22 protein-coding genes are annotated in these 24,048 nt (G+C 38.0%); all 22 read right to left on the bottom strand.

The window, feature by feature from the left end; genetic code table 11:
- Nucleotides 1-42: 42 nt before the first annotated feature.
- Nucleotides 43-966 carry a tRNA pseudouridine(55) synthase TruB gene (gene truB, locus V7183_RS06645; RefSeq protein WP_335359015.1) on the bottom strand — a complete coding sequence of 308 codons (924 nt, stop codon included), beginning with the start codon at nucleotides 964-966 and terminating at the stop codon, nucleotides 43-45.
- A gap of 238 nt (nucleotides 967-1,204) precedes the next feature.
- Entirely contained in the window at nucleotides 1,205-1,561 is a 357-nt protein-coding gene (gene rbfA / locus V7183_RS06640; protein WP_017151269.1) for a 30S ribosome-binding factor RbfA, read from the bottom strand.
- A 15-nt stretch (nucleotides 1,562-1,576) separates the two neighbouring features.
- Nucleotides 1,577-1,858: a DUF503 domain-containing protein gene (locus V7183_RS06635; RefSeq protein ID WP_097895238.1), complete on the bottom strand. Its 282-nt coding sequence runs from the start codon at nucleotides 1,856-1,858 to the stop codon at nucleotides 1,577-1,579.
- The gene (gene infB / locus V7183_RS06630) at nucleotides 1,855-3,921 is read right to left on the bottom strand and encodes a translation initiation factor IF-2 (RefSeq protein ID WP_335359014.1); all 2,067 of its coding nucleotides are present in this window, start codon (nucleotides 3,919-3,921) and stop codon (nucleotides 1,855-1,857) included. Before infB ends, V7183_RS06635 begins: the two co-directional genes overlap by 4 nt.
- A 4-nt stretch (nucleotides 3,922-3,925) precedes the next feature.
- Nucleotides 3,926-4,237 carry a YlxQ family RNA-binding protein gene (locus tag V7183_RS06625; RefSeq protein WP_017151266.1) on the bottom strand — a complete coding sequence of 104 codons (312 nt, stop codon included), beginning with the start codon at nucleotides 4,235-4,237 and terminating at the stop codon, nucleotides 3,926-3,928.
- Entirely contained in the window at nucleotides 4,238-4,510 is a 273-nt protein-coding gene (gene rnpM / locus V7183_RS06620; protein WP_026590333.1) for an RNase P modulator RnpM, read from the bottom strand.
- A gap of 11 nt (nucleotides 4,511-4,521) precedes the next feature.
- The gene (gene nusA / locus V7183_RS06615) at nucleotides 4,522-5,622 is read right to left on the bottom strand and encodes a transcription termination factor NusA (protein ID WP_097895232.1); all 1,101 of its coding nucleotides are present in this window, start codon (nucleotides 5,620-5,622) and stop codon (nucleotides 4,522-4,524) included.
- A gap of 17 nt (nucleotides 5,623-5,639) precedes the next feature.
- Nucleotides 5,640-6,110 (bottom strand): ribosome maturation factor RimP, encoded by a 471-nt coding sequence (gene rimP / locus V7183_RS06610; RefSeq protein WP_017151263.1) that lies wholly within the window; start codon nucleotides 6,108-6,110, stop codon nucleotides 5,640-5,642.
- Nucleotides 6,111-6,446: 336 nt separating this feature from the next.
- Nucleotides 6,447-10,748, bottom strand: coding sequence for a PolC-type DNA polymerase III (locus V7183_RS06605; protein WP_097895231.1), 4,302 nt, complete (start codon nucleotides 10,746-10,748; stop codon nucleotides 6,447-6,449).
- A 129-nt stretch (nucleotides 10,749-10,877) separates the two neighbouring features.
- Nucleotides 10,878-12,578 carry a proline--tRNA ligase gene (locus V7183_RS06600; RefSeq protein ID WP_335359013.1) on the bottom strand — a complete coding sequence of 567 codons (1,701 nt, stop codon included), beginning with the start codon at nucleotides 12,576-12,578 and terminating at the stop codon, nucleotides 10,878-10,880.
- 152 nt (nucleotides 12,579-12,730) lie between these two features.
- Nucleotides 12,731-13,987, bottom strand: a complete 1,257-nt coding sequence (gene rseP / locus V7183_RS06595; RefSeq protein WP_335359012.1) for an RIP metalloprotease RseP — start codon at nucleotides 13,985-13,987, stop codon at nucleotides 12,731-12,733.
- Between the two features lie 17 nt (nucleotides 13,988-14,004).
- Complete coding sequence (dxr, locus tag V7183_RS06590; protein ID WP_097895226.1) at nucleotides 14,005-15,147, bottom strand: 1-deoxy-D-xylulose-5-phosphate reductoisomerase; 1,143 nt, start codon at nucleotides 15,145-15,147, stop codon at nucleotides 14,005-14,007.
- A 23-nt stretch (nucleotides 15,148-15,170) separates the two neighbouring features.
- Entirely contained in the window at nucleotides 15,171-15,962 is a 792-nt protein-coding gene (locus V7183_RS06585; RefSeq protein ID WP_097895224.1) for a phosphatidate cytidylyltransferase, read from the bottom strand.
- Nucleotides 15,963-15,979: 17 nt separating this feature from the next.
- Entirely contained in the window at nucleotides 15,980-16,756 is a 777-nt protein-coding gene (locus V7183_RS06580) for an isoprenyl transferase (protein ID WP_097895222.1), read from the bottom strand.
- An 85-nt stretch (nucleotides 16,757-16,841) separates the two neighbouring features.
- Complete coding sequence (gene frr, locus V7183_RS06575; protein ID WP_097895221.1) at nucleotides 16,842-17,399, bottom strand: ribosome recycling factor; 558 nt, start codon at nucleotides 17,397-17,399, stop codon at nucleotides 16,842-16,844.
- 2 nt (nucleotides 17,400-17,401) lie between these two features.
- Nucleotides 17,402-18,124 carry a UMP kinase gene (gene pyrH, locus V7183_RS06570; RefSeq protein WP_097895218.1) on the bottom strand — a complete coding sequence of 241 codons (723 nt, stop codon included), beginning with the start codon at nucleotides 18,122-18,124 and terminating at the stop codon, nucleotides 17,402-17,404.
- A gap of 66 nt (nucleotides 18,125-18,190) precedes the next feature.
- Nucleotides 18,191-19,078 carry a translation elongation factor Ts gene (tsf, locus tag V7183_RS06565; RefSeq protein WP_097895216.1) on the bottom strand — a complete coding sequence of 296 codons (888 nt, stop codon included), beginning with the start codon at nucleotides 19,076-19,078 and terminating at the stop codon, nucleotides 18,191-18,193.
- Nucleotides 19,079-19,181: 103 nt separating this feature from the next.
- The gene (gene rpsB, locus V7183_RS06560; protein ID WP_012094919.1) at nucleotides 19,182-19,883 is read right to left on the bottom strand and encodes a 30S ribosomal protein S2; all 702 of its coding nucleotides are present in this window, start codon (nucleotides 19,881-19,883) and stop codon (nucleotides 19,182-19,184) included.
- A 361-nt stretch (nucleotides 19,884-20,244) separates the two neighbouring features.
- Nucleotides 20,245-21,024 carry a GTP-sensing pleiotropic transcriptional regulator CodY gene (gene codY / locus V7183_RS06555; protein WP_097895214.1) on the bottom strand — a complete coding sequence of 260 codons (780 nt, stop codon included), beginning with the start codon at nucleotides 21,022-21,024 and terminating at the stop codon, nucleotides 20,245-20,247.
- Between the two features lie 77 nt (nucleotides 21,025-21,101).
- Nucleotides 21,102-22,493: an ATP-dependent protease ATPase subunit HslU gene (gene hslU, locus V7183_RS06550; protein WP_097895212.1), complete on the bottom strand. Its 1,392-nt coding sequence runs from the start codon at nucleotides 22,491-22,493 to the stop codon at nucleotides 21,102-21,104.
- A 22-nt stretch (nucleotides 22,494-22,515) separates the two neighbouring features.
- The gene (gene hslV / locus V7183_RS06545; RefSeq protein WP_097895210.1) at nucleotides 22,516-23,058 is read right to left on the bottom strand and encodes an ATP-dependent protease proteolytic subunit HslV; all 543 of its coding nucleotides are present in this window, start codon (nucleotides 23,056-23,058) and stop codon (nucleotides 22,516-22,518) included.
- A 42-nt stretch (nucleotides 23,059-23,100) separates the two neighbouring features.
- The gene (xerC, locus tag V7183_RS06540) at nucleotides 23,101-24,000 is read right to left on the bottom strand and encodes a tyrosine recombinase XerC (RefSeq protein ID WP_335359011.1); all 900 of its coding nucleotides are present in this window, start codon (nucleotides 23,998-24,000) and stop codon (nucleotides 23,101-23,103) included.
- Nucleotides 24,001-24,048: the final 48 nt, after the last annotated feature.

The following is a 24,048-nucleotide window of genomic DNA, read 5'->3' as shown; positions in this document are numbered from 1 at the left end:
CTTGAATTCACCTTTTTCTGTAATAATCCTTCTAATAATTCATTATAGCTTTAGTTCCTGATTATTCACAAGTACTTTCATTGGCTTTAACATGCCAGGGTGTTTTGGATGATGTTCATAAATTGCTAAGCAACGTTCGTTTTTATCAAATACTGTAATAAACGGCGCTGTCACTTGCAGTTCATTCTTTAAAAACATACCATTTTTCACCTTTTCTGTTTGTTTTTCATCTACAATCATTTTTGGAAATTTACTTAATGCCTCATCAATTGAGATAAAAATAGATTCTACTGTTCCATTTTGCATGTTTTCTTCAATTTCTTCAAATGATATGCAATCTTCTAGCAAAAATTCTCCTGAAGCTGTTCGCACAAGATGTGACATATGTGCTGGGAATCCTAGTTTTTCACCAATCATAACCGCTAATGTTCTCACATACGTTCCTTTGCTACATGTAACACGGAAGCGGAATGAAATATTCTCCCCTTCAAATACTTCACGATCATCAAGTAACACAAATTCATGGATCGTTATTGTACGAACTGGGCGTTCAACTTCTTGTCCTGCTCTTGCATATTCATATAGTTTCTTTCCGTTTACTTTTACAGCTGAATACATAGGCGGTACTTGTTCAATTGTACCTGTTAATTCTGCTAATACGCCTTCCACTTCCGTACGTGTAATGACGCGATTTACTTCTTGTTTTTCCACTACTTCACCAGAAGCGTCTTCAGTTGTTGTTGAAAAGCCTAGTGTAACTTCACCTTCATATGTTTTTGTTTCACTCGTTAAAAATTGTGCAATCTTTGTGGCACGCCCTACACAGATTGGTAATACGCCTGTCACATCTGGATCTAATGTTCCTGTATGGCCAATTCTCTTTTCACGCAATATCTTTCTTAACTTAAATACACAATCGTGTGATGTCATTCCTTTTGGTTTATGTAATAATAATACACCTTCCATATGTTCACCTCATCATTATACTTTTGTAGATGATGTTCAGAAAGTCAGGTAAGGATAGCCATAGCATTTCTTCGTTACATTGCCAGTCCAGTAGACATGTAGGTCCATCTGCACTTCATATCCTCCTAGCTCCTGTACCTCAAACTGCTCGGCGCTCTTTACCTTCTTTTTTGAACACGCACACTTGTACGCAAAACTTACTTTCCATTGAAAAAATGGATAGACAAATGTCTATCCATTATTCTTCACGTTTACCGTCTTTATTAATTTCATGTAAAAGTGTATCAATTCGATGACCATATCCGATAGACTCATCAAATTCAAAGGAAATCTCCGGTGTTTTACGAAGACGAATACGTTGGCCAATTTCTGAACGAATAAAGCCTTTCGCTTTCGCTAAACCCTTTAATGTATTTTCTTTCTGCTCTTCGTCTCCTAAAACAGAAATATATACTTTAGCAATTTGTAAATCTCCACTCACTTGTACATCTGTTACTGTAACAAATCCAACACGTGGGTCTTTAATTTTACGACTAATGATGTCGCCTAATTCTTTTTTCATTTGCTCGCCCACACGGTTCGCACGTAGTTTCATAACTATTCACCTCATTCAATACCATTCCAATTGCGTTATCGTACGTTCAATCTCAGGAAATGAATCAATGTACTCAAGTACACGATTCATTTCTTTCTCGCAGACAACACGATTTGAGGATACGGAAACAATTGCAATTTCTGTACGTTGCCATACATCTTGGTGTCCTACTTCAGAAACAGCCACATTGTAACGCTGTTTCACACGAGTTAACACACGTTGTAAAATTGCTCGTTTCTCTTTTAAAGAATGCACATCATAAATTATACATTCGAACGAGAGTGAAGCGATAATCATCGCTTCACTTCTTCCATAATGTACGCTTCAATGATGTCCCCTTCTTTAAGATCGTTGTATTTCTCAATTGTAATACCACATTCATAGTTTTGTGCAACTTCTTTTACATCGTCTTTGAAACGTTTTAACGTATCAAGTTGTCCTTCATAAATTACTACGCCATCACGGATAATACGTACGCCGCTATCACGTGTAATTTTACCGTCTGTTACATAACATCCAGCGATTGTTCCAACTTTTGTTACTTTGAACGTTTGACGAACTTCCGCTTGACCAATTACTTTTTCTTCGAATTCTGGATCAAGCATACCTTGCATTGCTGCCTCGATTTCCTCGATTACTTTGTAAATGATACGGTGTAAGCGAATATCAACGTTTTCTAACTCAGCTGTACGTTTTGCGTTCACATCTGGACGTACGTTAAATCCAATTACAATTGCATTAGATGCAGAAGCTAAAATAATATCAGATTCTGTAATTGCACCTACGCCTGTATGGATGATTTTTACTTTTACACCTTCAACATCAATCTTACGAAGTGATGCTGCCATTGCTTCTACAGAACCTTGTACGTCTGCTTTCACAATTAGGTTAATTTCTTTCATTTCGCCTTCTTGGATTTGTTGGAATAAATCTTCAAGGCTTAATTTAGATTTTTCACCGCGCTGTGCAAGTAATGCTTGCTGTGCACGTGATTCACCAATTTGGCGTGCTTTCTTCTCATCAGCAAATGCCATGAAGCGATCGCCTGCTTGTGGAACTTCATTTAAACCTGTAATTTCAACAGGAGTAGATGGACCAGCAACTTTCACACGACGGCCAATATCACTTACCATCGCACGAACACGCCCGAATGATGTTCCAACAACAATTGGATCTCCTACTCGAAGTGTACCATTTTGTACAAGTAATGTTGCGATTGTTCCTTTACCTTTATCAAGCTGTGCTTCGATTACAGTACCAGTTGCATAACGGTTTGGATTTGCTTTATATTCTTCTACTTCACTTACAAGTAGAATCATTTCTAATAAGTTGTCAATTCCTTCGCCTTGAATTGCAGAGATTGGTACGAAAATTGTGTCGCCGCCCCAAGCTTCTGGAACTAATTCGTACTCTGTTAACTCTTGCATTACACGGTCTGGATTTGCTGCTGGTTTATCCATCTTATTCACAGCAACAATAATCGGTACTCCTGCTGCTTTCGCATGGTTAATTGCTTCAACTGTTTGTGGCATAACACCGTCATCTGCCGCTACAACAAGAATTGTAATATCTGTTACTTGTGCACCACGAGCACGCATCGTTGTAAATGCCGCGTGACCTGGTGTATCTAAGAATGTAATTTTCTTGTCATTTACTTCAACTTGGTATGCACCAATGTGCTGTGTGATTCCACCAGCTTCGCCAGCAGTTACTTTTGAATTACGGATAGAGTCAAGTAATGTTGTTTTACCATGGTCAACGTGTCCCATAATTGTAACAACAGCTGGACGCTCTTTTAAGTTTTCTTCATCGTCTTGCTCATCGATGAATGTTTCAAACTCAGTTTCACTTACAATTACTTCTTCTTCTACTTCAATACCGTAATCACTAGCAAGTAGCTCAATTGTATCTTTATCTAAATCTTGGTTAATTGTAGCCATAATACCTAGCATAAAGAGCTTTTTAATAAGTTCAGATGGCTCTTTGCTTAGTTTTTTAGCAAGATCACCTACTGTAAGTGTTCCAGAGAAAGTAATTTTATCTGGTGTTTCTACAACTTGTGTTTGTTGTCTTCCAGCAAAGTTTTCTTGACGTTTGTCTTCATTTCCTTTGCCTTTTTTCTTTTTCTTATTGCTGTTCTTTTTACTGCGAACAACTTTTTCTTCTACTTCAAACTCATCTGCAACAGAAGGTTTTTCTGTTCCAGTATTATATTGATTATCTAATTTGTTTACTACTTCATCGTCTAACATTGTCATATGATTCGAAACCTCGATATTCATTTCTTTTAGTTTTGTAATAATGTCTTTACTTGAGATATTGTGCTTCTTTGCATATTCATACACTCGAATTTTACTCATACCTTCACCCCCGGTAAGTTGTATCGAGCATGCTACGCAGCTTTTTCGCAAAGCCCTCATCTAACACAGCTACAACGACTCGCTCGTCTCTCCCAATCGCATGCCCTAATTGTTGTCGATTTTCGACTTTTCTCATTGGTATGTTGTAGTACGTGGTCTTATCAGTGATGCGTTTTGTAGTGTTCGCTGACGCATCTTCAGAAAGCAATACCAACTTCGCCTTGCCACTTCGTACTTCCTTTAAAACGAGTTCTTCACCCGAAATAATTTTTCGGGCGCGGTTTGCTAGCCCTAAAAACGATTTCCAATCGGACACTTATTTCGACTCCTTCTCAACAAGCTCAAGAAGCTCTTCGTACAGAGAACTGTCGATCTTCGCTTTTAGATGATGTTCCAAAATATTTTTCTTCTGCGCTTGAATAATGCATTCTTTGTCTTTTGACAAATATGCACCGCGTCCTGATTTCTTTCCAGTTAAATCAATGGACACTTCGCCCTCTTTGGAACGAACAATGCGAACGAGCTCTCGTTTTGATTTCATTTCTTGCGTTGCGACGCATTTTCGTAACGGAACTTTTCGATTGCTCACACTCATCACCTCTATTCGATTTCGTCTTCAATTGAATCGAATGCGATCATGTTGTCTTCTTCTGTTACAATCCCAAGTTGTTTCGCATCAGACTCGCTTTTAATATCAATTTTCCAGCCTGTTAATTTAGCTGCAAGACGTGCATTTTGTCCACGTTTACCAATTGCTAATGAAAGCTGGTGGTCTGGAACAACAACAGTTGTTGCTTTTTCCTCTTCATTCACAAGTACTGATACAACTTGTGATGGACTTAAAGCGTTCGCTACATATTCAACTGGATCACTTGACCAGCGAACAATATCAATTTTTTCACCTTTTAGCTCATCTACGATGCGTTGTACACGTTGTCCTTTTGGCCCTACGCAAGAACCTACTGGATCAACATCGATATTCTCTGCATATACAGAAATTTTAGAACGATCGCCCGCTTCACGTGCTACGGAACGAATTTCTACAGTTCCATCATAAATTTCTGGAACTTCAATTTCGAATAAACGTTTTAAAAGACCTGGGTGTGTACGTGATACGTAAATTTGTGGTCCTTTTGTTGTTTTTTCTACTTTTGTAATAAAAACGCGAATACGATCATGCGGCTTATATTGTTCGTTCGGCATTTGCTCGCTTACAGGTAATAAAGCTTCTACTTTTCCTAAGCTTACGTAAATGAAACGAGCATCTTGACGTTGTACAATACCTACCATGATGTCTTCTTCACGATCACTAAATTCTGAATAAATAACACCGCGTTCTGCTTCACGTACACGTTGTGTTACAACTTGTTTCGCAGTTTGTGCTGCAATACGACCGAAATCTTTTGGCGTTACTTCAATTTCTAGTACATCGCCATCTTGATAGTTTGGATTAATTTGTCTTGCTTCTTCTACAGAGATTTCAAGACGTGGGTCAAACACATTATCAACAACATCTTTACGTGCTAAAACTTGAATTGTTCCCACTTCTGGGTTAAAGCTAACACGAACGTTTTGTGCTTGGTTAAAATTGCGTTTATAAGCAGAGATTAAAGCTGCTTCAATCGCATCAATAATAATATCTTTGCTAATACCTTTTTCTGATTCTAATACGAGCAAAGCATCTAACAACTCAGTGCTCATGAAGATCCCCCTTCTTACTAAAACGTAACAGCAAGTCGCGCATTCGCAACTTTGTCCATTGGAATTTGGATTTCTTTTTTACGTGTTTTAATTGTTAATAGTAATGTAATTGTTGTACCATCATAGGAAAGTAGCTTTCCTTCAAACATCTTTTCACCATCAATCGGCTCATATGTTTTAATTGCCACTTGCTTTCCTACCGCTTGCTGGAAGTCTTTTTCTTTCTTTAATGGGCGTTCCGCTCCAGGAGATGATACATCCAAAAAGTAAAGATGAGGAATTGGATCCTCTTTATCTAAAGCTTCGCTTAAACGTTCACTTACCGCACCGCATTCTTCAATGTCTACTCCTGTCTCAGAATCGATGAATACGCGTAGGAACCAGTCTTTTCCTTCTTTCACATATTCTACATCTACAAGTTCAAGATTTAACTCTTCAACAATCGGCTGCGCAAGTGCTTCAACAACTTCTGTGACTTTCTTATCCATAAACAGCCTCCTTCCTGCCGCCATGTACCATTTGAAAGAAAAAACTCCGCCTCATTATAAAACGGTCTATCTCATTCTTTCTCGTTAGCTAACAAAAGCCCCTGCTGTTAAGCAGGGAATATCTGTCTTAGTATTACCAAATTTAAGAAGTAAAACTTGTAACAAAATATGTATATACGACAGAAATGTCCCACCTACATACGTAGATAAAACATAGATAGTAACACGAAAGAGTGGGTTTCCCCACTCTTTTTTTTGCAAAATATACATGACATGGTTATCTCGGTTAATAGTATACCATAGCAAATCCCGATTTGCAAAGACTTTTCCAGTCCACTAGAACAGTGACAATTGGTTTTGATCTGGCAAATCACCTAAACAACCTTGACTATCTAAATACTCAATAATTGTTTTAGAAACCTTACTGCGCTGTTGTAAATCTTCTTTTGATAAAAACTCACCATTTTCACGTGCTTCAACAATACTTATGGCTGCATTTGTACCAAGACCAGGTATTGCATTAAATGGAGGAATCAACGTATCTCCATCAATAATAAAGTCCGATGCATGCGAACGATATAAATCAACTTTTTGGAATGAATAACCACGTTCGCACATTTCAAGCGTCATTTCTAATACCGTTAATAAACTCTTCTCTTTAGGAGAAGCATCCAATCCTTTTTGTGCAATTTCATCAATTCTCGCACGGATTGACGCTGACCCTTTTACCATTGCCTCTACATCAAAGTCATCTGCACGTACTGTAAAGTATGCTGCATAGAATAGAAGTGCAAAATGTACTTTGAAGTACGCTATACGTACAGCCATTAGTACGTAAGCTGCCGCATGTGCCTTAGGGAACATGTACTTAATCTTTTTACAAGAATCAATATACCAACCAGGTACATTGTTATTGCGCATTTCCTCTTCCCATTCTTCCGGTACACCTTTACCTTTACGTACCGATTCCATGATTTTAAATGCTAAAGATGGATCTAATCCTTGGTAAATCAGATAAACCATAATATCATCACGACAACCGATAACTTCGCTTAGTGTACATGTACCGTTGTAAATCAATTCATTCGCATTACCAAGCCATACGTCTGTACCGTGGGATAGTCCAGAAATTTGGACAAGCTCCGAGAATGTCGTTGGCTTTGTTTCCTCTAACATCTGCCTTACGAATTTCGTACCAAACTCCGGAATGCCAAGTGTACCTGTTTTACAATTAATTTGCTCTTCTGTTACACCTAACGATTCTGGACCAGAGAAGATTTTCATTACTTCTGGATCATCTGTTGGTATTGTTTTCGGATCCACGCCACTTAAATCTTGCAGCATACGAATAACGGTCGGATCATCGTGTCCCAGAATATCCAGTTTTAATAAATTATCATGAATAGAGTGGAAGTCAAAGTGTGTCGTTCTCCACTCCGCTCCTACCGAATCGGCAGGGAATTGAATCGGTGAAAAATCAAAAATATCCATGTAATCTGGCACAACGATAATTCCACCTGGATGCTGTCCTGTTGTACGTTTTACCCCTGTGCAACCGGCGACAAGACGATCAACCTCAGCATTCCGAATGGTTAAATTATGATCATTGGCATAGCCTTTTACATAACCATAAGCTGTTTTCTCCGCAACCGTACCAATTGTTCCAGCACGATATACATAATCCTCACCAAACAGTACTTTCGTATAGTTATGGGCACGTGGTTGGTATTCTCCGGAGAAGTTCAAATCGATATCCGGTACCTTATCTCCTTTAAAACCAAGGAACGTTTCGAACGGAATATCATGTCCATCTTTTACATATGGAATATTACATGTTGGACACTCCTTATCAGGTAAATCAAAACCAGAACCTACAGAACCGTCATTGAAGAACTCTGATTGCTTACACTTCGGACATACATAATGCGGAGGTAATGGATTTACTTCTGTAATCTCCATCATTGTCGCAACGAATGATGACCCCACCGATCCACGCGAACCTACAAGATAACCATCTACAAGCGACTTTTTCACAAGCTTATGTGAAATTAAGTAGATAACGGCAAATCCATGTCCAATGATACTTTTTAATTCTTTTTCCAGACGAGCTTCTACGATTTCTGGTAGCTCTTCCCCATAAATGCTACGCGCCATTTTATAACTCATATCACGCGTTTCGTCGTCTGCTCCTTCAATTTTCGGTGTGTACAAATCATCTTTTACTGGATGAACGTCACCAATCAATGATGCAATCTTTTGTGTATTGGCTACAACAATTTCTTTTGCTTTCTCTTCTCCTAAGAACGAGAAGCAATCTAGCATTTCATCTGTTGTGCGAAAATATACAGGTGGCAATGAATGACGATTTAATGGGTTTGCCCCGCCCTGTGAGCTTACTAAAATTTTACGGTACATTGCATCTTCTGGATCAAGATAATGTACATTTCCTGTAGCAACAACTGGTTTACCTAATGTTTCACCCAATTTTACTAAATTAGAAATGATTGTTTTTAATTGTCCTTCATCTCGAACTAACTCACGCTCTACTAAATGACCCAACACCACTGGAGGCATAACCTCAATGTAATCATAGAACTGTGCAATTTCCTCTACCTCTTCAGGAGCCTTTTGCATCATTGCTTCAAAAACTTCACCTTTATCACAAGCTGTACCAACTAATATACCTTCTCGATATTTTTTTAATAATGATCTTGGTACTCGTGGTACACGGTAGAAATAATTGATATGTGAATATGAAACAAGTTTGTATAAATTTTTCAAACCTTCATCGGATGTTGCAAGCAAAGTGACATGACTCGGCCTTCCACGTTTATACGCATCACCTTGTCCCATGCTATCATTTAATTGATCGTGATATTCAAAACCCTTTTCAATGGCATCTTTCAACATTTTTACAAGTAAATATCCCGTTGCTTCCGTATCATAAATCGCACGGTGATGTTGCGTTAATTCAATGTCGAGTTTTTTACACATCGTATTTAAGCGATGATTCTTCATTTCTGGGAATAAGAACCTAGCTAACTCTAATGTATCAATAACTGGGTTTTTAGGCTTGTCTAAGCCACATTTCTTAAATCCTACATTTATGAATCCCATATCAAAACTTGCGTTATGGGCAACAAGTGTATGATCACCCATCCACGCTTCAAACTTTTCAAATACTTCTCCTACTTCTGGCGCATCAGTCAACATGTCATCTGTAATACCAGTTAACTCAATAATCGTAGCTGATAGCGGTTGATGTGGATTCGCAAAAGATTCAAAGCGATCAATAATTTCACCGCCTTTGACTTTTACTGCTGCTAATTCAATAACAGTATCATACACAGCCGATAACCCTGTCGTTTCGACGTCAAAGACAACGTATGTTTCATCGGCAAGCAACCTGTGTTCTTCGTTATAGGCAATTGGGACACCGTCATTTACTAAGTTTGCTTCCACTCCATAAATGACTTTTATGCCGGCTTTTTTCCCTGCAGAATATGCTTCTGGGAATGATTGTGCAACAGCATGGTCTGTAACAGCAATCGCTTCATGTCCCCATTTTCCAGCTTGCGCAACAAGTTTAGATACTGAGGTAACAGCATCCATTTGACTCATTGGTGTGTGCAGGTGAAGCTCTACTCGTTTTTCTCCTTCAGGCGCTTTATCTTTACGAGAAGGTCCTGTTATTTCGTTAATATCGTTTGCAATCATAACTAGATCACGAACAAACGTATCATTTTGAACCGAACCTCGCGCTTTTATCCACATTCCTTTTTTCAAGGATTGCAGCAACGGAATATCTTCTTTATCACGTGAGAACATTTTTATCATAATGGAATTCGTATAATCTGTTATTTTTAACGTTAATAACGTACGTCCACTACGAAGTTCTTTTGTTTCCACATGGAAGACATAACCTTGGACCGTTTTTCGTCTTTCTTCATCTTGGATTTCGCGCAGCGGCGTAATTTCTTCATCAGACTTAATGAGGTAACCAAGTACAATTGGTCCTTCATGTACAACGTCGCTTTCTTCAGTTTGCTTCTTGGCCATTTCTTCCATAGCTTGTATCACACGCTGACGATCCTCTTGCTGCGTCTGTTCACGAAACTTTTGAACTTCCTCTTCATTCTGTTTTATATTGGTTTCAAGCTGAAAACGCGGAAATCCAAACACTTCATATTGATCACCTACTGGCTTTGCAAGATTTTTCTTTAACGCAGTAGATTCCAACTCATTATTCACATTTAGTAACAACTTCACTCCATTTACATGCGGAAGTTGCTTTTTTAAATACGCAAACATAGGTGAAAATATAATTCGCTCTGTACAAAGTGGCCAATATGCCTTGACCTGTTCTTCCGTAAACTGTTTATTTTCTGTTTCTAGTGCAAATGACGTTTTTGCAATATGAGAAAATGACTGCTTGAGCTGTGCTTCTAGCAATTCATATAATTCCGTTGGTAAAATACGTGGCACCTGTAAGTCAAAATGCCAGCTTTTATTTACTTTATCAACAACTAGCTTCTGAATACCGCCACCTTGTAAATATTGATTGATAAGATCTTCCGGTATTTGCAACTGCTGGAGCAAAATTTGAAATCGCTCTTGTTGTTCATTTGTTAACGACATAAGCAACCTCCTTCCATCTGCTATTATAAATTGAAATGCTCCCTTCAGCAAAGAAAGGTTTCTTCCTTCTTCTCAAAAAAAGCTTACTCTACAAAGAAAGAGAAGTACCTCATTACGAGGTACCTCTTCTTATTTTAAAATATTAGCGATATATGTGTGAAGTTCTTCAACTTTTACTTCTGCAGATTCGTTTGTCGCACGTACTTTCACTTCTACAATACCTTCATCTGCTTTTTTACCAACTGTTACGCGAACCGGAAGACCAAATAAATCCGCATCAGCAAATTTAACACCTGCACGCTCTGCACGATCATCTAATAATACTTCATAACCTTGCTCCTGTAATGAACTGTATATATTTTCGCCCACTTCACGCTGTGCATCAGATTTCATATTAACTGGAATTACATGTACATGGAACGGTGCAACTGCTTTTGGCCAAATTAAACCATTCTCGTCATTAAATTGCTCAGCGATTGCTGCTACTGTACGAGAAACACCAATGCCATAGCAACCCATGATAAGTGGTTTCATTTTTCCATTTTCATCTAAGAATGTCGCATTCATCGCTTCACTATAGCGTGTTCCTAATTTAAATACATGTCCTACTTCAATACCACGAGCAAAACGAATTGTTCCGTTTCCATCCGGAGATTGATCTCCTTCTTGAATGAAGCGTAAATCTGCATATTGACTTACCTTAAAGTCACGTTCTGGATTTACATTTACATAGTGGAAGCCTTCTTCATTTGCACCACAACAACCATTTGCAATTGCAGCTATCGCATGGTCAGCAATAACTTCAACATCACCTGTAACACCAATTGGTCCTAAAGAGCCTACTTCACAATTTAATAGGTTTCTTACCTCTTCGTGTGCAGCAAGTTCAACAACTGAAGCACCGTATACGTTCTTCACTTTTACATCATTTACTTCATGATCTCCACGCACAAGAACAACAACGAATTTTTCATCTACTTTAAACACCATTGATTTAATGCACTGAGATGGCTCAATATTTAAGAATGTAGATACTTCTTCAATTGCCTTTTGATCTGGCGTTGCTACTTTTTCAAGCGCTTTTTCCGCTTCATCGCTCTTTGTATAAGAAGCAACAACAGGAGCCATTTCAATATTTGCTGCATAATCAGATGTATCAGAATACGCGATTGTATCTTCTCCTACATCGGATAACGCCATAAATTCATGAGTATCTTTACCACCCATCGCTCCAGAATCGGCAATAACTGCACGGAAGTTCAAACCACAACGAGCAAAGATATTAGAATACGCTTGGAATAGACGGTTATAAACTTCATCTAAACTTTCTTGTGTTGCATGGAAAGAATACGCATCTTTCATTAAAAATTCTCTTCCGCGTAATAAACCAAAACGTGGTCGTTGCTCATCACGGAATTTTGTTTGGATTTGGTATAGTGTTAAAGGTAACTTTTTGTAAGACTTAATCTCATCACGTACAAGATCTGTAATAACTTCTTCATGCGTTGCTCCTAATGCAAACTCACGATCGTTACGATCTTTCATACGCATTAACTCAGAACCGTAAGAATACCATCGACCTGATTCTTGCCATAACTCAGCAGCTTGTAATGCTGGCATTAATAATTCTACCGCTCCCGCTCGTTCCATTTCTTCACGAACAATATGTTCTACTTTATGCAATACTTTCAGCCCAAGTGGTAAAAAGCTATAAATACCAGAAGCGTTTTGACGCATAAATCCCGCGCGAAGCAGCAATTGATGACTTTTAATCTCAGCATCTGCTGGCACTTCACGTAATGTAGGACTAAATACCATACTTTGTTTCATCTATTCGCACCTCTTTAATTTACTCTAATACGCAGTAAAACCCCTCACCTCAAATTAGGTGAGGGATTACAACTCTCAGAGCTCTATTCATTTCATTCACTATCCACAACAGATATTGTGAGATTCACACTTACTGCAAGTTTTACTCTATTTTATAAGAAAAACTTGCGAATGTCATTCCACGTTACAACTAACATAAGTAACATTAATAATGCAAACCCAATAAAGTGCACCATTCCTTCTTTTTGGCGATCAATCGGTTTCCCGCGCAATGCCTCAATTAAGAAGAAGAACAAGCGTCCTCCATCAAGAGCTGGAACCGGTAATAAGTTGAATAAACCAAGATTTATACTTAAAACCGCCGCCAAACTTAGAACACGTGTGATTCCATAGTCCACGACTTGGTCTGTTAAATTATAAATTCCTACAGGACCTGATAAATCATTAATAGAAAACTGACCTGTAACCAATTTTATAATGGAGTCAAAAATAAGTTTCGTCCATGTATACGTCTGTTCAAAACCTGATTTAATAGAACCAAAAATAGATTTCTCTACAGGGGAGTATACACCAATTCTACCAACCTTTTCTTTCCCCTCTTTATCAGCTGTTGGCGTTACTTTTACATTAAATTGTTCGCTGTCACGTTTTACATGAAGCGTAATTTCTTTATTTGGGTTTTCACGTACAATCGCTACAACATCTTTCCATGTATTCGTGTCTTTCCCATCGATTGCTTGAATCATATCATCTTGTTTCAATCCCGCTTGTTCTGCAGCACTATCTTTCATTACTTTTCCAACCATCGGTTTATCAACAGGAACACCTTGTACAAATCCAAGGATCACGAAAATAACAAATGCAAGGACAAAGTTCATAGCAGGACCTGCAAAAATTGTTAACGCTCGCTGTCCTAATGTTTTAGAGCCAAACTGTCTGTTAAACGGAGCAATTTGTATCTCTTCTCCCGCAGAAACAATACGAGCTTTTTCATTTATACGAAATGTTTGCAATTCTTCCTCGTACTCTTCGTAACCAGCGATTGTGAGACTATGTTCTAAATCAGCTTGTTCTACTTCAATCACGCGAACATTCGGATACTTTTCGCGCCCGTCTAAAACTAATTTTACAACCTCTTCGTTTTCATTTAATACAAGTCCCACTTTTTTACCTGGTTTTAATTCAACTGTTTCCGCATCTTCGCCAGCCATTCTAACATAGCCTCCAAGAGGCAGCAGTCGAACCGTATAAACTGTTTCATTCTTTTCAAATGAAAATATTTTTGGCCCAAAGCCAATTGCAAACTCGCGACATAAAATACCAGCTCTTTTTGCGAAATATAAATGCCCTAGCTCATGGAAAAATACCAGTGCACCAAAAATTAATATAAAGGCAATCGCTGTATTCAATTCCATAACCACCTTTGCTAAATTTGTTCCATCACAAACCGTCTTGTGGCCGCATCAATTTCCTGAATTTCTTCTAAGCTCGGACGTGCAATGACATTGTGATGGTGCATTGCTTTTTCAATGAGGTCTTCTACTGCTAAGAAACCAATTTTCTTTTGTAAAAAGGCTGCTACAGCTACTTCATTTGCTGCATTCATTACAGCTGGCATGCTCCCACCCGTCTTCCCAGCTTCATATGCAAAACGTAGGCAACGGAAACGCTCTTGATCCATTTTTTCAAAATGCAACGTTCCAATTTCCCATAGATTTAACCGTTTTGTATCCGAAAGAGGTAACCTGTCAGGATATGTAAGTGCATATTGAATTGGTACACGCATATCTGGTGAGCCGAGCTGCGCCATTACACTACGATCTTCAAATTCAACCATAGAATGAATAATGCTTTCTTTATGTAAAACAACATCGATTTGCTCATAAGGAATGCCGAAAAGCCAATGTGCTTCAATTACTTCCAGCCCCTTATTCATCATTGTAGCAGAATCAATTGTAATTTTCGAACCCATTGACCAGTTCGGATGACGAAGCGCATCTTCTACTGTCACATGATGCAATTCATCTCTCGTTCTATCACGAAAACTCCCGCCTGAAGCAGTGATAATTAAACGCGAGATTCTTTTTTCATTTTCTCCATTCAAGCATTGAAAAATAGCTGAATGTTCACTATCTACTGGAAGTAATGACACATTGTATTTTCGCGCCGCTTCCATGACAAGATGTCCTGCAGTTACTAATGTTTCTTTATTTGCAATTCCAATTGTTTTTTTTGCCTCAATTGCACGAAGTGTTGGTAACAATCCTACACTACCTACAACAGCATTTATTACAACTTCTGCTTCTGGATGAAGAGCTACCTCTAATAACCCCTTGTCACCATATACTACTTTTGTATTTCCAGAAACGGATTGTAAGCTTACAACATCTTCTTCTCTTTGTACAGAAACAAGCTGAGGAGAAAATTCTTGAATCACTTTTACTGCGTAATCGATATTTTTTCCTACAGAAAAAGCAACGAGACGGAATTGGTCTGGGTGCATGCGCAATACATCTAACGTTTGCGTTCCAATTGATCCACTTGCACCTAATAAACTAATGTTTTTCATGACTCCAACCCCTCGTTCATTTATTAAATGTATTGTAATAAGAAATATAGAATTGGTAAAACAAACAGCCAGCTATCTGTTCGATCTAATATACCGCCATGGCCAGGTAAAATTTTACCTGAATCCTTCACGCCATAATGCCGCTTAAATGCAGACTGTACTAAGTCACCAATTTGTCCAAAAATAGAAATTGCGATTGTAGCAACAATTAAAATTCCCACACTGTTTTCAACTGGGTAAAACATATTATATACAAACGCAACAACAATACCACAAACAATACCGCCTAATGAACCTTCTATCGTTTTATTCGGACTAATCTCTGGCCACAATTTTCTTTTTCCAATTGCTTTCCCTATGAAATATGCGCCTGAATCAGTTGCCCAAATGACAAATAATGCATAAAACACATATTTGATTCCCAATATTCTTGTCTCATTTAAATATAAGAATCCCATTGCAACATATGTTGTTGCCATAAGTAAAAATGCAGCATTGTCAAAAGTAAATGTATTCTTCGAAAGGACTGTATATGATAAAAGTAATAAAACAATCACAAATGTGATTTCCAATTTATCTAATCCAATCCACTCAAACAATCCTGATGCATTACTTGGAACTAAAATAATCCACAATAATAATGCAGCTAAAACTGTTGGTACCGAAATAAGTGTAAGCTTGTTCATGCGAATTAATTCATATAACCCTATAGAAGCGAGTGCATACACTAAAGCTGTAAAAGGCACGCCACCGTAAATTACGATGGGAATGAATAGCGCGGCAGCAATCACTCCTGTAATAATTCTCTGTTTCACTACCAAACCCTCTCTTTCTACACGCCTCCGAATCTGCGCCCTCTATGTTGAAAGTCTGTAATCGCGTTTAACAAATGTTCCTCGGTAAAATCTGGCCAATACACATCTGTAAACCAAAGCTCCGAATATGCAATTTGCCATAGCATGAAATTACTAATACGTAGTTCTCCACTTGTACGAATAAGCAAATCCGGATCAGGTAAAGTACTTGTCATTAAGTATGAAGAAATCATTTCTTCATTTATATCTTCTGAACGAACTTTCCCTTTTTCACTATCTTTCATCATCTGTTGCACAGCAGAAACGATTTCATCGCGACTTCCATAGTTTAACGCAAAATTGAGAATTAATCCCGTGTTCTCTTTTGTATCTTCCATGGCTTTTTCCATCGCTCTGCGCGTATGCGTAGGAAGACGATCTTTTTGTCCAATCACTCGAATTTGTACATTTTCTTCAATCAATTCTGGTAAAAATGTACCTAAAAATTCTTCTGGAAGCTTCATTAAATAATCGACTTCCTTTTTCGGTCTTTTCCAGTTCTCAGTAGAAAAAGCATAAAGAGTCAGCACTTTTACATCAAGTTTACTAGCAAATTTCGTAATCTTTTTTACTACTTGCATTCCTTCATGATGTCCAGCAATACGAGGCATAGCTCTTTTCTTTGCCCACCTTCCATTACCATCCATAATGATTGCAATGTGCTCTGGGATATGTCCCTTTTTCACTTCTTCAATGAGATGATCAAACGATGTGACCTTTTTACCTTTAAAAAAAGGAAACTTTTTAAACATCATTCATACCCTCCAACAAGCAGACGTATGCCTAAAAGTGTAAAAAGACCCCCTTAAGAAGAGGGTCATATTTGCGAAGGTATCGCTATTACACTTCCATGATTTCTTTTTCTTTGTTTTTTGCGATTTCGTCAACTTTTGCAATATACTTATCCGTTTCTTTTTGGATATCTTCTGTATATCCTCTTAAGTCGTCTTCTGTAATCTCGCCAGCTTTTTCAAGCTTTTTAAGGTCATCATTGCCGTCACGACGTACGTTACGAACAGCAACTTTTGCTTCTTCAGCGTATTTTTTCACAACTTTAACAAGATCACGACGACGCTCTTCTGTTAATGCTGGGAATGCAATGCGAATTACTGAGCCATCGTTAGAAGGATTTAAGCCTAAATCTGCTTTTAAGATCGCTTTTTCAATATCACCGATAGAAGTTTTATCATAAGGCTGAATTACAAGTAAACGTGCTTCTGGAACTGTAATGTTCGCTAACTGCACAACAGGTGTTGGTGCACCGTAGTAATCAACTTGTACCTTATCTAATACAGACGCGTTTGCACGACCAGCACGAACTGTTGCTAATTCACGTGAATAAGCAGCAACTGCTTTTTCCATTTTTTCATTTGCAGCTTTTAATACTTGTTGACCCATATTTATTTCCCCCTTACAATTGTTCCAATATTTTCGCCTAAAACGGCACGTTTAATGTTTCCTTTTTCCATAACCGAGAATACAATTAATGGAATATCATTGTCCATACATAATGAAGAAGCAGTAGAATCCATTACACCCAAACCTTCTTTTAATACATCTAAGTATGTAAGTGATTCATATTTCGTAGCTGTTTGATCAACAGATGGATCTGCACTATACACACCATCTACATTGTTTTTCGCCATTAAAATAACATCCGCTTCGATTTCCGCTGCACGTAATGCTGCAGTTGTATCTGTAGAGAAGTATGGGTTACCTGTACCTGCTGCAAAAATAACAACACGTTTCTTCTCTAAGTGACGAATTGCTTTACGACGAATGTAAGGTTCTGCCACTTGACGCATTTCAATAGAAGTTTGAACACGCGTTTGAATTCCAATGTTCTCCAAGCTATCTTGAAGAGCTAATGAGTTCATAACTGTCGCTAACATGCCCATATAGTCCGCTCCTGCACGATCCATGCCCATTTCACTTCCAATTTTCCCACGCCAAATGTTACCGCCACCAACAACAACAGCAACCTCTACATCAAGTTCTGCAATTTCTTTCACTTGTTCTGCAACTGACTTAATAACAGCTGGGTTAATTCCAAATCCTTTTTCACCAGCTAACGCTTCTCCGCTTAGCTTTAAAACAACACGATTATATTTCGGTTTACTCATAATGAACCTCCAATTGCTTACATCTTTATTTTAAAAAAGGGAACACAATGTGTTCCCTAATCTGTATTAGTTGCTACCTTTTACTTGGTTCATTACTTCTTCAGCAAAGTTGTCTTCGCGTTTTTCGATACCTTCACCAACAGCGTAGCGAACGAATCCTTTTAATGTGCCGCCTTTAGACTCAACGAACTGACGAACTTTCATATCAGGGTTTTTAACGAATGCTTGGTCAAGTAAGCAAATCTCTTCGAAGAATTTGCCAAGACGACCTTCAACCATTTTCGCAACGATTTTTTCTGGCTTGCCTTCGTTTAAAGCTTGTTGTGTTAATACTTGACGCTCATGCTCAACTTCTTCAGCTGTTACAGCATCGCGGTCGATGTATTTAGGGTTAACTGCTGCAATGTGCATTGCTACATCTTTAGCAGCTGCTTCATCTGTAGAACCTTCAAGAACTGTTAATACACCAATGCGTCCACCCATGTGTAGGTAAGCACCGAATGCATCTGCATCAGTTTTTGATACGATTTCGAAACGACGAAGTGTAAGTTTTTCACCAATTTTAGCGATTGCTTCGTTGATGTACTCTTCTACTGTTTTGCCGTTTGCAATTGTTTGAGCCATAGCTTCTTCAAGGTTAGCAGGTTTGTTAGCTAATAAGTGAGCAGCTAATTCTTTAATTAATGTTTGGAAACCTTCGTTTTTCGCAACGAAATCAGTTTCAGAGTTTAATTCTAAGATTAAACCGTCGTTACCGTTTGTTTCGATGAAAGTTAAACCTTCAGCAGCGATGCGGTCTGCTTTTTTAGCAGCTTTTGCAATACCTTTTTCACGTAAGAAATCAATTGCTTTCTCCATGTCGCCATTAGTTTCTGTTAAAGCTTTTTTGCAGTCCATCATACCTGCGCCAGTTTTTTCACGAAGTTCTTTTACCATTTGTGCAGTGATTGCCATACTTTTCATCCTCCTAAAATATGTATTTATACCTTTTAAAAAGGTGTTTATACCTTAAAAAAGGTGATAAAAGGCCGAACCCCTTATCACCTTTCCAAATTTGTTACGCAGTAACAGTTTCTTCACCTTGTTTTGCTTCAAGGATCGCGTCTGCCATTTTAGATGTAAGAAGTTTTACAGCACGAATTGCATCATCGTTTGCTGGAATTACGTGATCGATTTCGTCTGGATCACAGTTTGTATCAACGATACCGATGATTGGAATGTTTAATTTGCGTGCTTCAGCAACTGCGATACGCTCTTTACGAGGGTCTACTACGAATAATGCACTTGGAAGACCTTTCATATCTTTAATACCGCCTAAGAATTTTTCAAGACGCTCTAACTCTTTTTTAAGTTGAACAACTTCTTTCTTAGGAAGTACATCGAATGTACCATCTTCTTGCATTCTTTCGATATCTTTAAGACGCTTGATACGTTTTTGGATTGTTTGGAAGTTTGTTAAAGTTCCACCTAACCAACGTTGGTTAACGAAGTACATTCCAGCACGAGTTGCTTCTTCTTTGATAGCTTCTTGTGCTTGTTTTTTTGTACCTACGAATAAAATGTCGCCACCTTCAGCAGCGATGTTACGCATTACGTTGAAAGCTTCTTCAACTTTTTTCACAGTTTTTTGTAAGTCGATGATGTAGATACCGTTACGCTCTGTGAAAATGTAACGTTTCATTTTTGGGTTCCAACGACGAGTTTGATGTCCGAAATGAACACCAGCTTCAAGCAATTGCTTCATAGAAATTACTGACATAATTTAGTTCCTCCTAAATGGTTTTTGATATCCTCCGTTTACTTCATCTTTAAGTGAAACTACAAGCGTAGCACCAACACTTAAATCAGTAAACGTGTATACTTTGTACTGACACCACTGCTTACTATATCATAATGAAATATTACAATCAAGTCGAAAATGCGAACAATGTAAAACTTTCTTTTTGATTATGATTTTACTCATCTTTTTTCTCTGCTTCAATTCCAGTATTACCGCATTTTTTCTATTTTAAGCAACCTTGTCTACGAAATAAAACTAAGGTTTCCCTCACACAAACCCACAATGGATCTCTTAAAAAATAAAAAAGCTCCCCTCAGATGAGGAGAGCTTTTCTTACAAATTAGTTTGTTTTTAATTTAGCAAGTTCATGTAAAAACTTGTCGTTTAATACTTTAATGTATGTTCCTTTCATACCTAAAGAACGAGATTCAATAACGCCTGCACTTTCTAATTTACGAAGGGCGTTTACGATTACAGAACGAGTAATTCCAACGCGATCAGCGATTTTACTTGCAACAAGTAAACCTTCTGTTCCATTTAACTCTTCAAAGATATGTTCAATTGCTTCTAATTCACTGTAAGACAATGAGCTAATCGCCATTTGAACAACCGCTTTACTACGAGCTTCCTCTTCAATTTCTTCTGCTTTTTCACGTAGAATTTCCATACCTACTACAGTTGAGCTGTACTCAGCAAGGATTAAATCATCATCTAAGAATTCTTGACCAAGACGAGCTAACACTAATGTACCTAGACGCTCACCACCACCAACGATTGGCACGATTGTAGTTAAACCTTGACCGAACAATTCTTTGTTTTCTACAGGGAAAGCTGTGTATTCACTATTCACATCTAAGTTTGGAGATGTTTCTGTAATATGGAATAAGCTTTGTGTATATTCTTCTGGAAATTGACGCTCTGCAAGCATTTGTTTCATGCGTTCGTTCTCAATTTGTTGGTGAATTGCATATCCTAATAATTTACCACGACGACTTACAACGAATACGTTCGCTTCAATTACTTCACACATTGTATCAGACATTTCTCTAAAGTTTACAGGCTTTCCTGCTGCTCTTTGTAATAAAGCATTTAATTTTCTCGTTTTTGCTAATAATTCCATTTCAAAAGTTCCTCCTACATGTTACTTACATATTTTTTCATCACTTGGAAACTAGGGCGAGTCACCTGATGATACTATTACAAAATAAACTGGCTCACATCTTTATTTTTAGCGATTGTCGCTAATTTTTCCTCTACATATTGAGGTGTTATCGTTATTTTTTCTAACGTAATTTCAGATGCTTCAAACGATAAATCTTCAAGAAGTTTCTCCATAATGGTATGAAGCCTTCTCGCTCCAATATTATCCGTATCTTGATTAACTTGATAAGCAATCTCAGCAATCTTACGAATAGCTTCGTCAGAAAATTCAATTTCTATACCTTCAGTTGCCAACAATGCTATATACTGCTTCACTAACGCATTGTCTGGTTCGATCAGAATTTTAACAAAATCATCTACTGATAATTTCGTTAATTCCACCCGAATCGGAAATCTCCCTTGCAATTCTGGAATCAAATCAGACGGTTTGGACATATGGAATGCGCCGGCTGCAACGAATAAAATATAATCTGTTTTTACTGATCCATATTTCGTTGCAACATTTGACCCTTCTACAATCGGTAAAATGTCACGCTGCACACCTTCACGCGATACGTCTACGCTATTCGACTGCTTACCAGCAATTTTGTCAATTTCATCAATAAAAATAATCCCGAGCTGTTCAGCACGATAAACAGCCTCTTGTGTAACTTCATCCATATCAATTAAGCGCTGTGCTTCCTCATTTGTCAAGACTTTTCTTGCTTCTTTTACAGAAAGTTTACGTTTTTTCGTTTTTTTCGGCATAAAACTTCCTAATGCATCTTGGAAATTCATCCCCATTTGTTCCATACCAGTTCCTTGTAGCATATCAAACATAGAAGACTGTTGTTCCGTCACTTCAATCGATACGACTTCCTCTTCAAGTAAACCGGCAGCAAGTTTCTTTTCAACTTCTCGGCGCTTATTTTCAATTTCTGCGTCGTCTTGTGTTTCAGATGTCTGACTAGAATTTTGATTCCCACCAAACAGCATTTCTAATGGATTTTTAAATCCTGTTTGTTTTTGTTGACTCGGTACTAAAATTTCAACAAGTCGTTGATTCGCTTGCTCTTCAGCTTTATCTTTAACCTTAACTACCATCTCTTCTTTCACAATACGAACGGACGTTTCCACAAGATCACGTACCATCGATTCTACATCCCGGCCGACGTATCCAACTTCTGTAAATTTGGTAGCCTCAACCTTAATAAAAGGTGCCCCAACGAGCTTCGCCATTCGTCGTGCTACCTCTGTCTTCCCGACACCTGTCGGTCCAATCATTAAAATGTTTTTCGGAGCAATTTCATCGCGCAAATCTTCCGCTAGCTTACTGCGACGATATCGATTTCTAAGTGCTACTGCAACCGCTTTTTTCGCATCCTTTTGACCAATAATATATTGATCCAATTTTTCTACAATTTGACGCGGAGTAAAATGTAAATGCATATAAAATGCCTCCCTTACGATTCTACAATTCTTCCACAACTATGTTGTGGTTTGTATACACACAAATATCGCCAGCAATCTCTAAACTTGCTTTCGCAATCTGTTTTGCTGTTAAATGTTCACTCGCATGTTGCTTTAAAGCACGACCAGCAGCAAGTGCATAATGTCCACCTGAACCAATCGCTAAAATACCATCATCTGGTTCGATTACTTCCCCCGTACCTGAAACGAGAAGCAGTGTTGTTTCATCCATGACAATGAGCATTGCTTCCAATTGACGCAGCATCTTATCACCACGCCATTGCTTTGCCATTTCAACTGCAGCACGTTGTAAATTGCCATTGTACTCTTCTAGTTTTCCTTCAAACATTTCAAAAAGAGTAAACGCATCCGCAACTGAACCTGCAAAGCCAGCTAACACTTTTCCCTGAAATAACTTTCGGACTTTGCGGGCTGTGTGCTTCATCACAACGGCATTGCCAAATGTCACCTGTCCATCACCAGCCATTGCACACTTACCGTTATGGTGAATTGCAAATATCGTTGTAGCGTGGAAATTTCCCATAGAAAAAACTCCTTTATATGTTTTTATAGCTTTAAAAGCAATTTATGCCCGTGGGTGATGCTTCATGTAAACAGAACGCAATCTTTCTTTAGAAACATGCGTATAAATTTGTGTCGCTGATAAATTCTCATGACCTAATAACTCCTGTACAGTACGTAAATCAGCTCCTTCATCTAACATATGTGTAGCAAATGTATGCCTTAACATATGTGGACTTATTCGCATTGTAAGAGAAGCTTTCTTAATCAGTTCATTTAAAATATAACGCACACCTCGATCTGTTAACGGCGTACCCTTTGCATTTAAAAACACCATTTGAGAGTGTTCCTCATTTTTTTTAGATAACTGTTTTCTCCCGTTCTCTATATAAGTAATTAAAGCATCTTGTGCATAGCTTCCGAACGGAATATACCTTTGTTTTTTGCCTTTTCCCATTACAAGAATTGTTCCCACTGAAAAATCAATGTCAGTGAGTTGTAAATTTACACATTCACTCACACGAATCCCTGTTGCATACATGAGTTCTAATAGGGCTTGATTTCTTTGACCAAGCGGCGTTGTCATATCAGAAACTTCAAATAATTTTTCCAACTCTTCAGCGTACAGGAACTTTGGGATTGACCATTCTTTTTTGGGGAGTGACGCAAGTGCGAACGGATTATCTTCGCGATACCCTTCACGCATCAAAAAACGATATAAACTTCGTAAGCTTGACACTTTCCTTGCGACAGATTTACGGGCTAACTTTTCATCGTGTAACGTCGTTAAGTACAAACGAACATCAACGTATGTAACATCTAAAAAAGAGGATATACCTTCTCGCTCCATAAATTGCACAAAATGTTCTAAATCATTTTGATAACTTGCAATTGTATATTTTGAATAATTTCTTTCAATTTGTAAATATCCAACGAATAATTGTAACAATTTCTTCACATTCACATAACTCACCTCAATAAAGGCTACTAAATCGTATCACAATTCAGTAGC

Source organism: Bacillus sp. JJ1127, from assembly GCF_036965845.1.
Lineage (GTDB): Bacteria > Bacillota > Bacilli > Bacillales > Bacillaceae_G > Bacillus_A.
Note: the sequence above shows the minus strand (reverse complement) of the source record. Positions and strands in the feature narration are given on the sequence as shown.

What these genes read in the sequence shown, in the direction of transcription:
- truB (WP_335359015.1), bottom strand. Translation starts at nt 966, where the DNA reads ATGGAAGGTGTATTATTATTACATAAACCAAAAGGAATGACATCACAC.
- rbfA (WP_017151269.1), bottom strand. Translation starts at nt 1,561, where the DNA reads ATGAAACTACGTGCGAACCGTGTGGGCGAGCAAATGAAAAAAGAATTA.
- V7183_RS06635 (WP_097895238.1), bottom strand. Translation starts at nt 1,858, where the DNA reads ATGATTATCGCTTCACTCTCGTTCGAATGTATAATTTATGATGTGCAT.
- infB (WP_335359014.1), bottom strand. Translation starts at nt 3,921, where the DNA reads ATGAGTAAAATTCGAGTGTATGAATATGCAAAGAAGCACAATATCTCA.
- nusA (WP_097895232.1), bottom strand. Translation starts at nt 5,622, where the DNA reads ATGAGCACTGAGTTGTTAGATGCTTTGCTCGTATTAGAATCAGAAAAA.
- rimP (WP_017151263.1), bottom strand. Translation starts at nt 6,110, where the DNA reads ATGGATAAGAAAGTCACAGAAGTTGTTGAAGCACTTGCGCAGCCGATT.
- V7183_RS06605 (WP_097895231.1), bottom strand. Translation starts at nt 10,748, where the DNA reads ATGTCGTTAACAAATGAACAACAAGAGCGATTTCAAATTTTGCTCCAG.
- V7183_RS06600 (WP_335359013.1), bottom strand. Translation starts at nt 12,578, where the DNA reads ATGAAACAAAGTATGGTATTTAGTCCTACATTACGTGAAGTGCCAGCA.
- dxr (WP_097895226.1), bottom strand. Translation starts at nt 15,147, where the DNA reads ATGAAAAACATTAGTTTATTAGGTGCAAGTGGATCAATTGGAACGCAA.
- V7183_RS06580 (WP_097895222.1), bottom strand. Translation starts at nt 16,756, where the DNA reads ATGATGTTTAAAAAGTTTCCTTTTTTTAAAGGTAAAAAGGTCACATCG.
- frr (WP_097895221.1), bottom strand. Translation starts at nt 17,399, where the DNA reads ATGGGTCAACAAGTATTAAAAGCTGCAAATGAAAAAATGGAAAAAGCA.
- pyrH (WP_097895218.1), bottom strand. Translation starts at nt 18,124, where the DNA reads ATGAGTAAACCGAAATATAATCGTGTTGTTTTAAAGCTAAGCGGAGAA.
- tsf (WP_097895216.1), bottom strand. Translation starts at nt 19,078, where the DNA reads ATGGCAATCACTGCACAAATGGTAAAAGAACTTCGTGAAAAAACTGGC.
- rpsB (WP_012094919.1), bottom strand. Translation starts at nt 19,883, where the DNA reads ATGTCAGTAATTTCTATGAAGCAATTGCTTGAAGCTGGTGTTCATTTC.
- codY (WP_097895214.1), bottom strand. Translation starts at nt 21,024, where the DNA reads ATGGAATTATTAGCAAAAACGAGAAAATTAAATGCTTTATTACAAAGA.
- hslU (WP_097895212.1), bottom strand. Translation starts at nt 22,493, where the DNA reads ATGCATTTACATTTTACTCCGCGTCAAATTGTAGAAAAATTGGATCAA.
- hslV (WP_097895210.1), bottom strand. Translation starts at nt 23,058, where the DNA reads ATGGGAAATTTCCACGCTACAACGATATTTGCAATTCACCATAACGGT.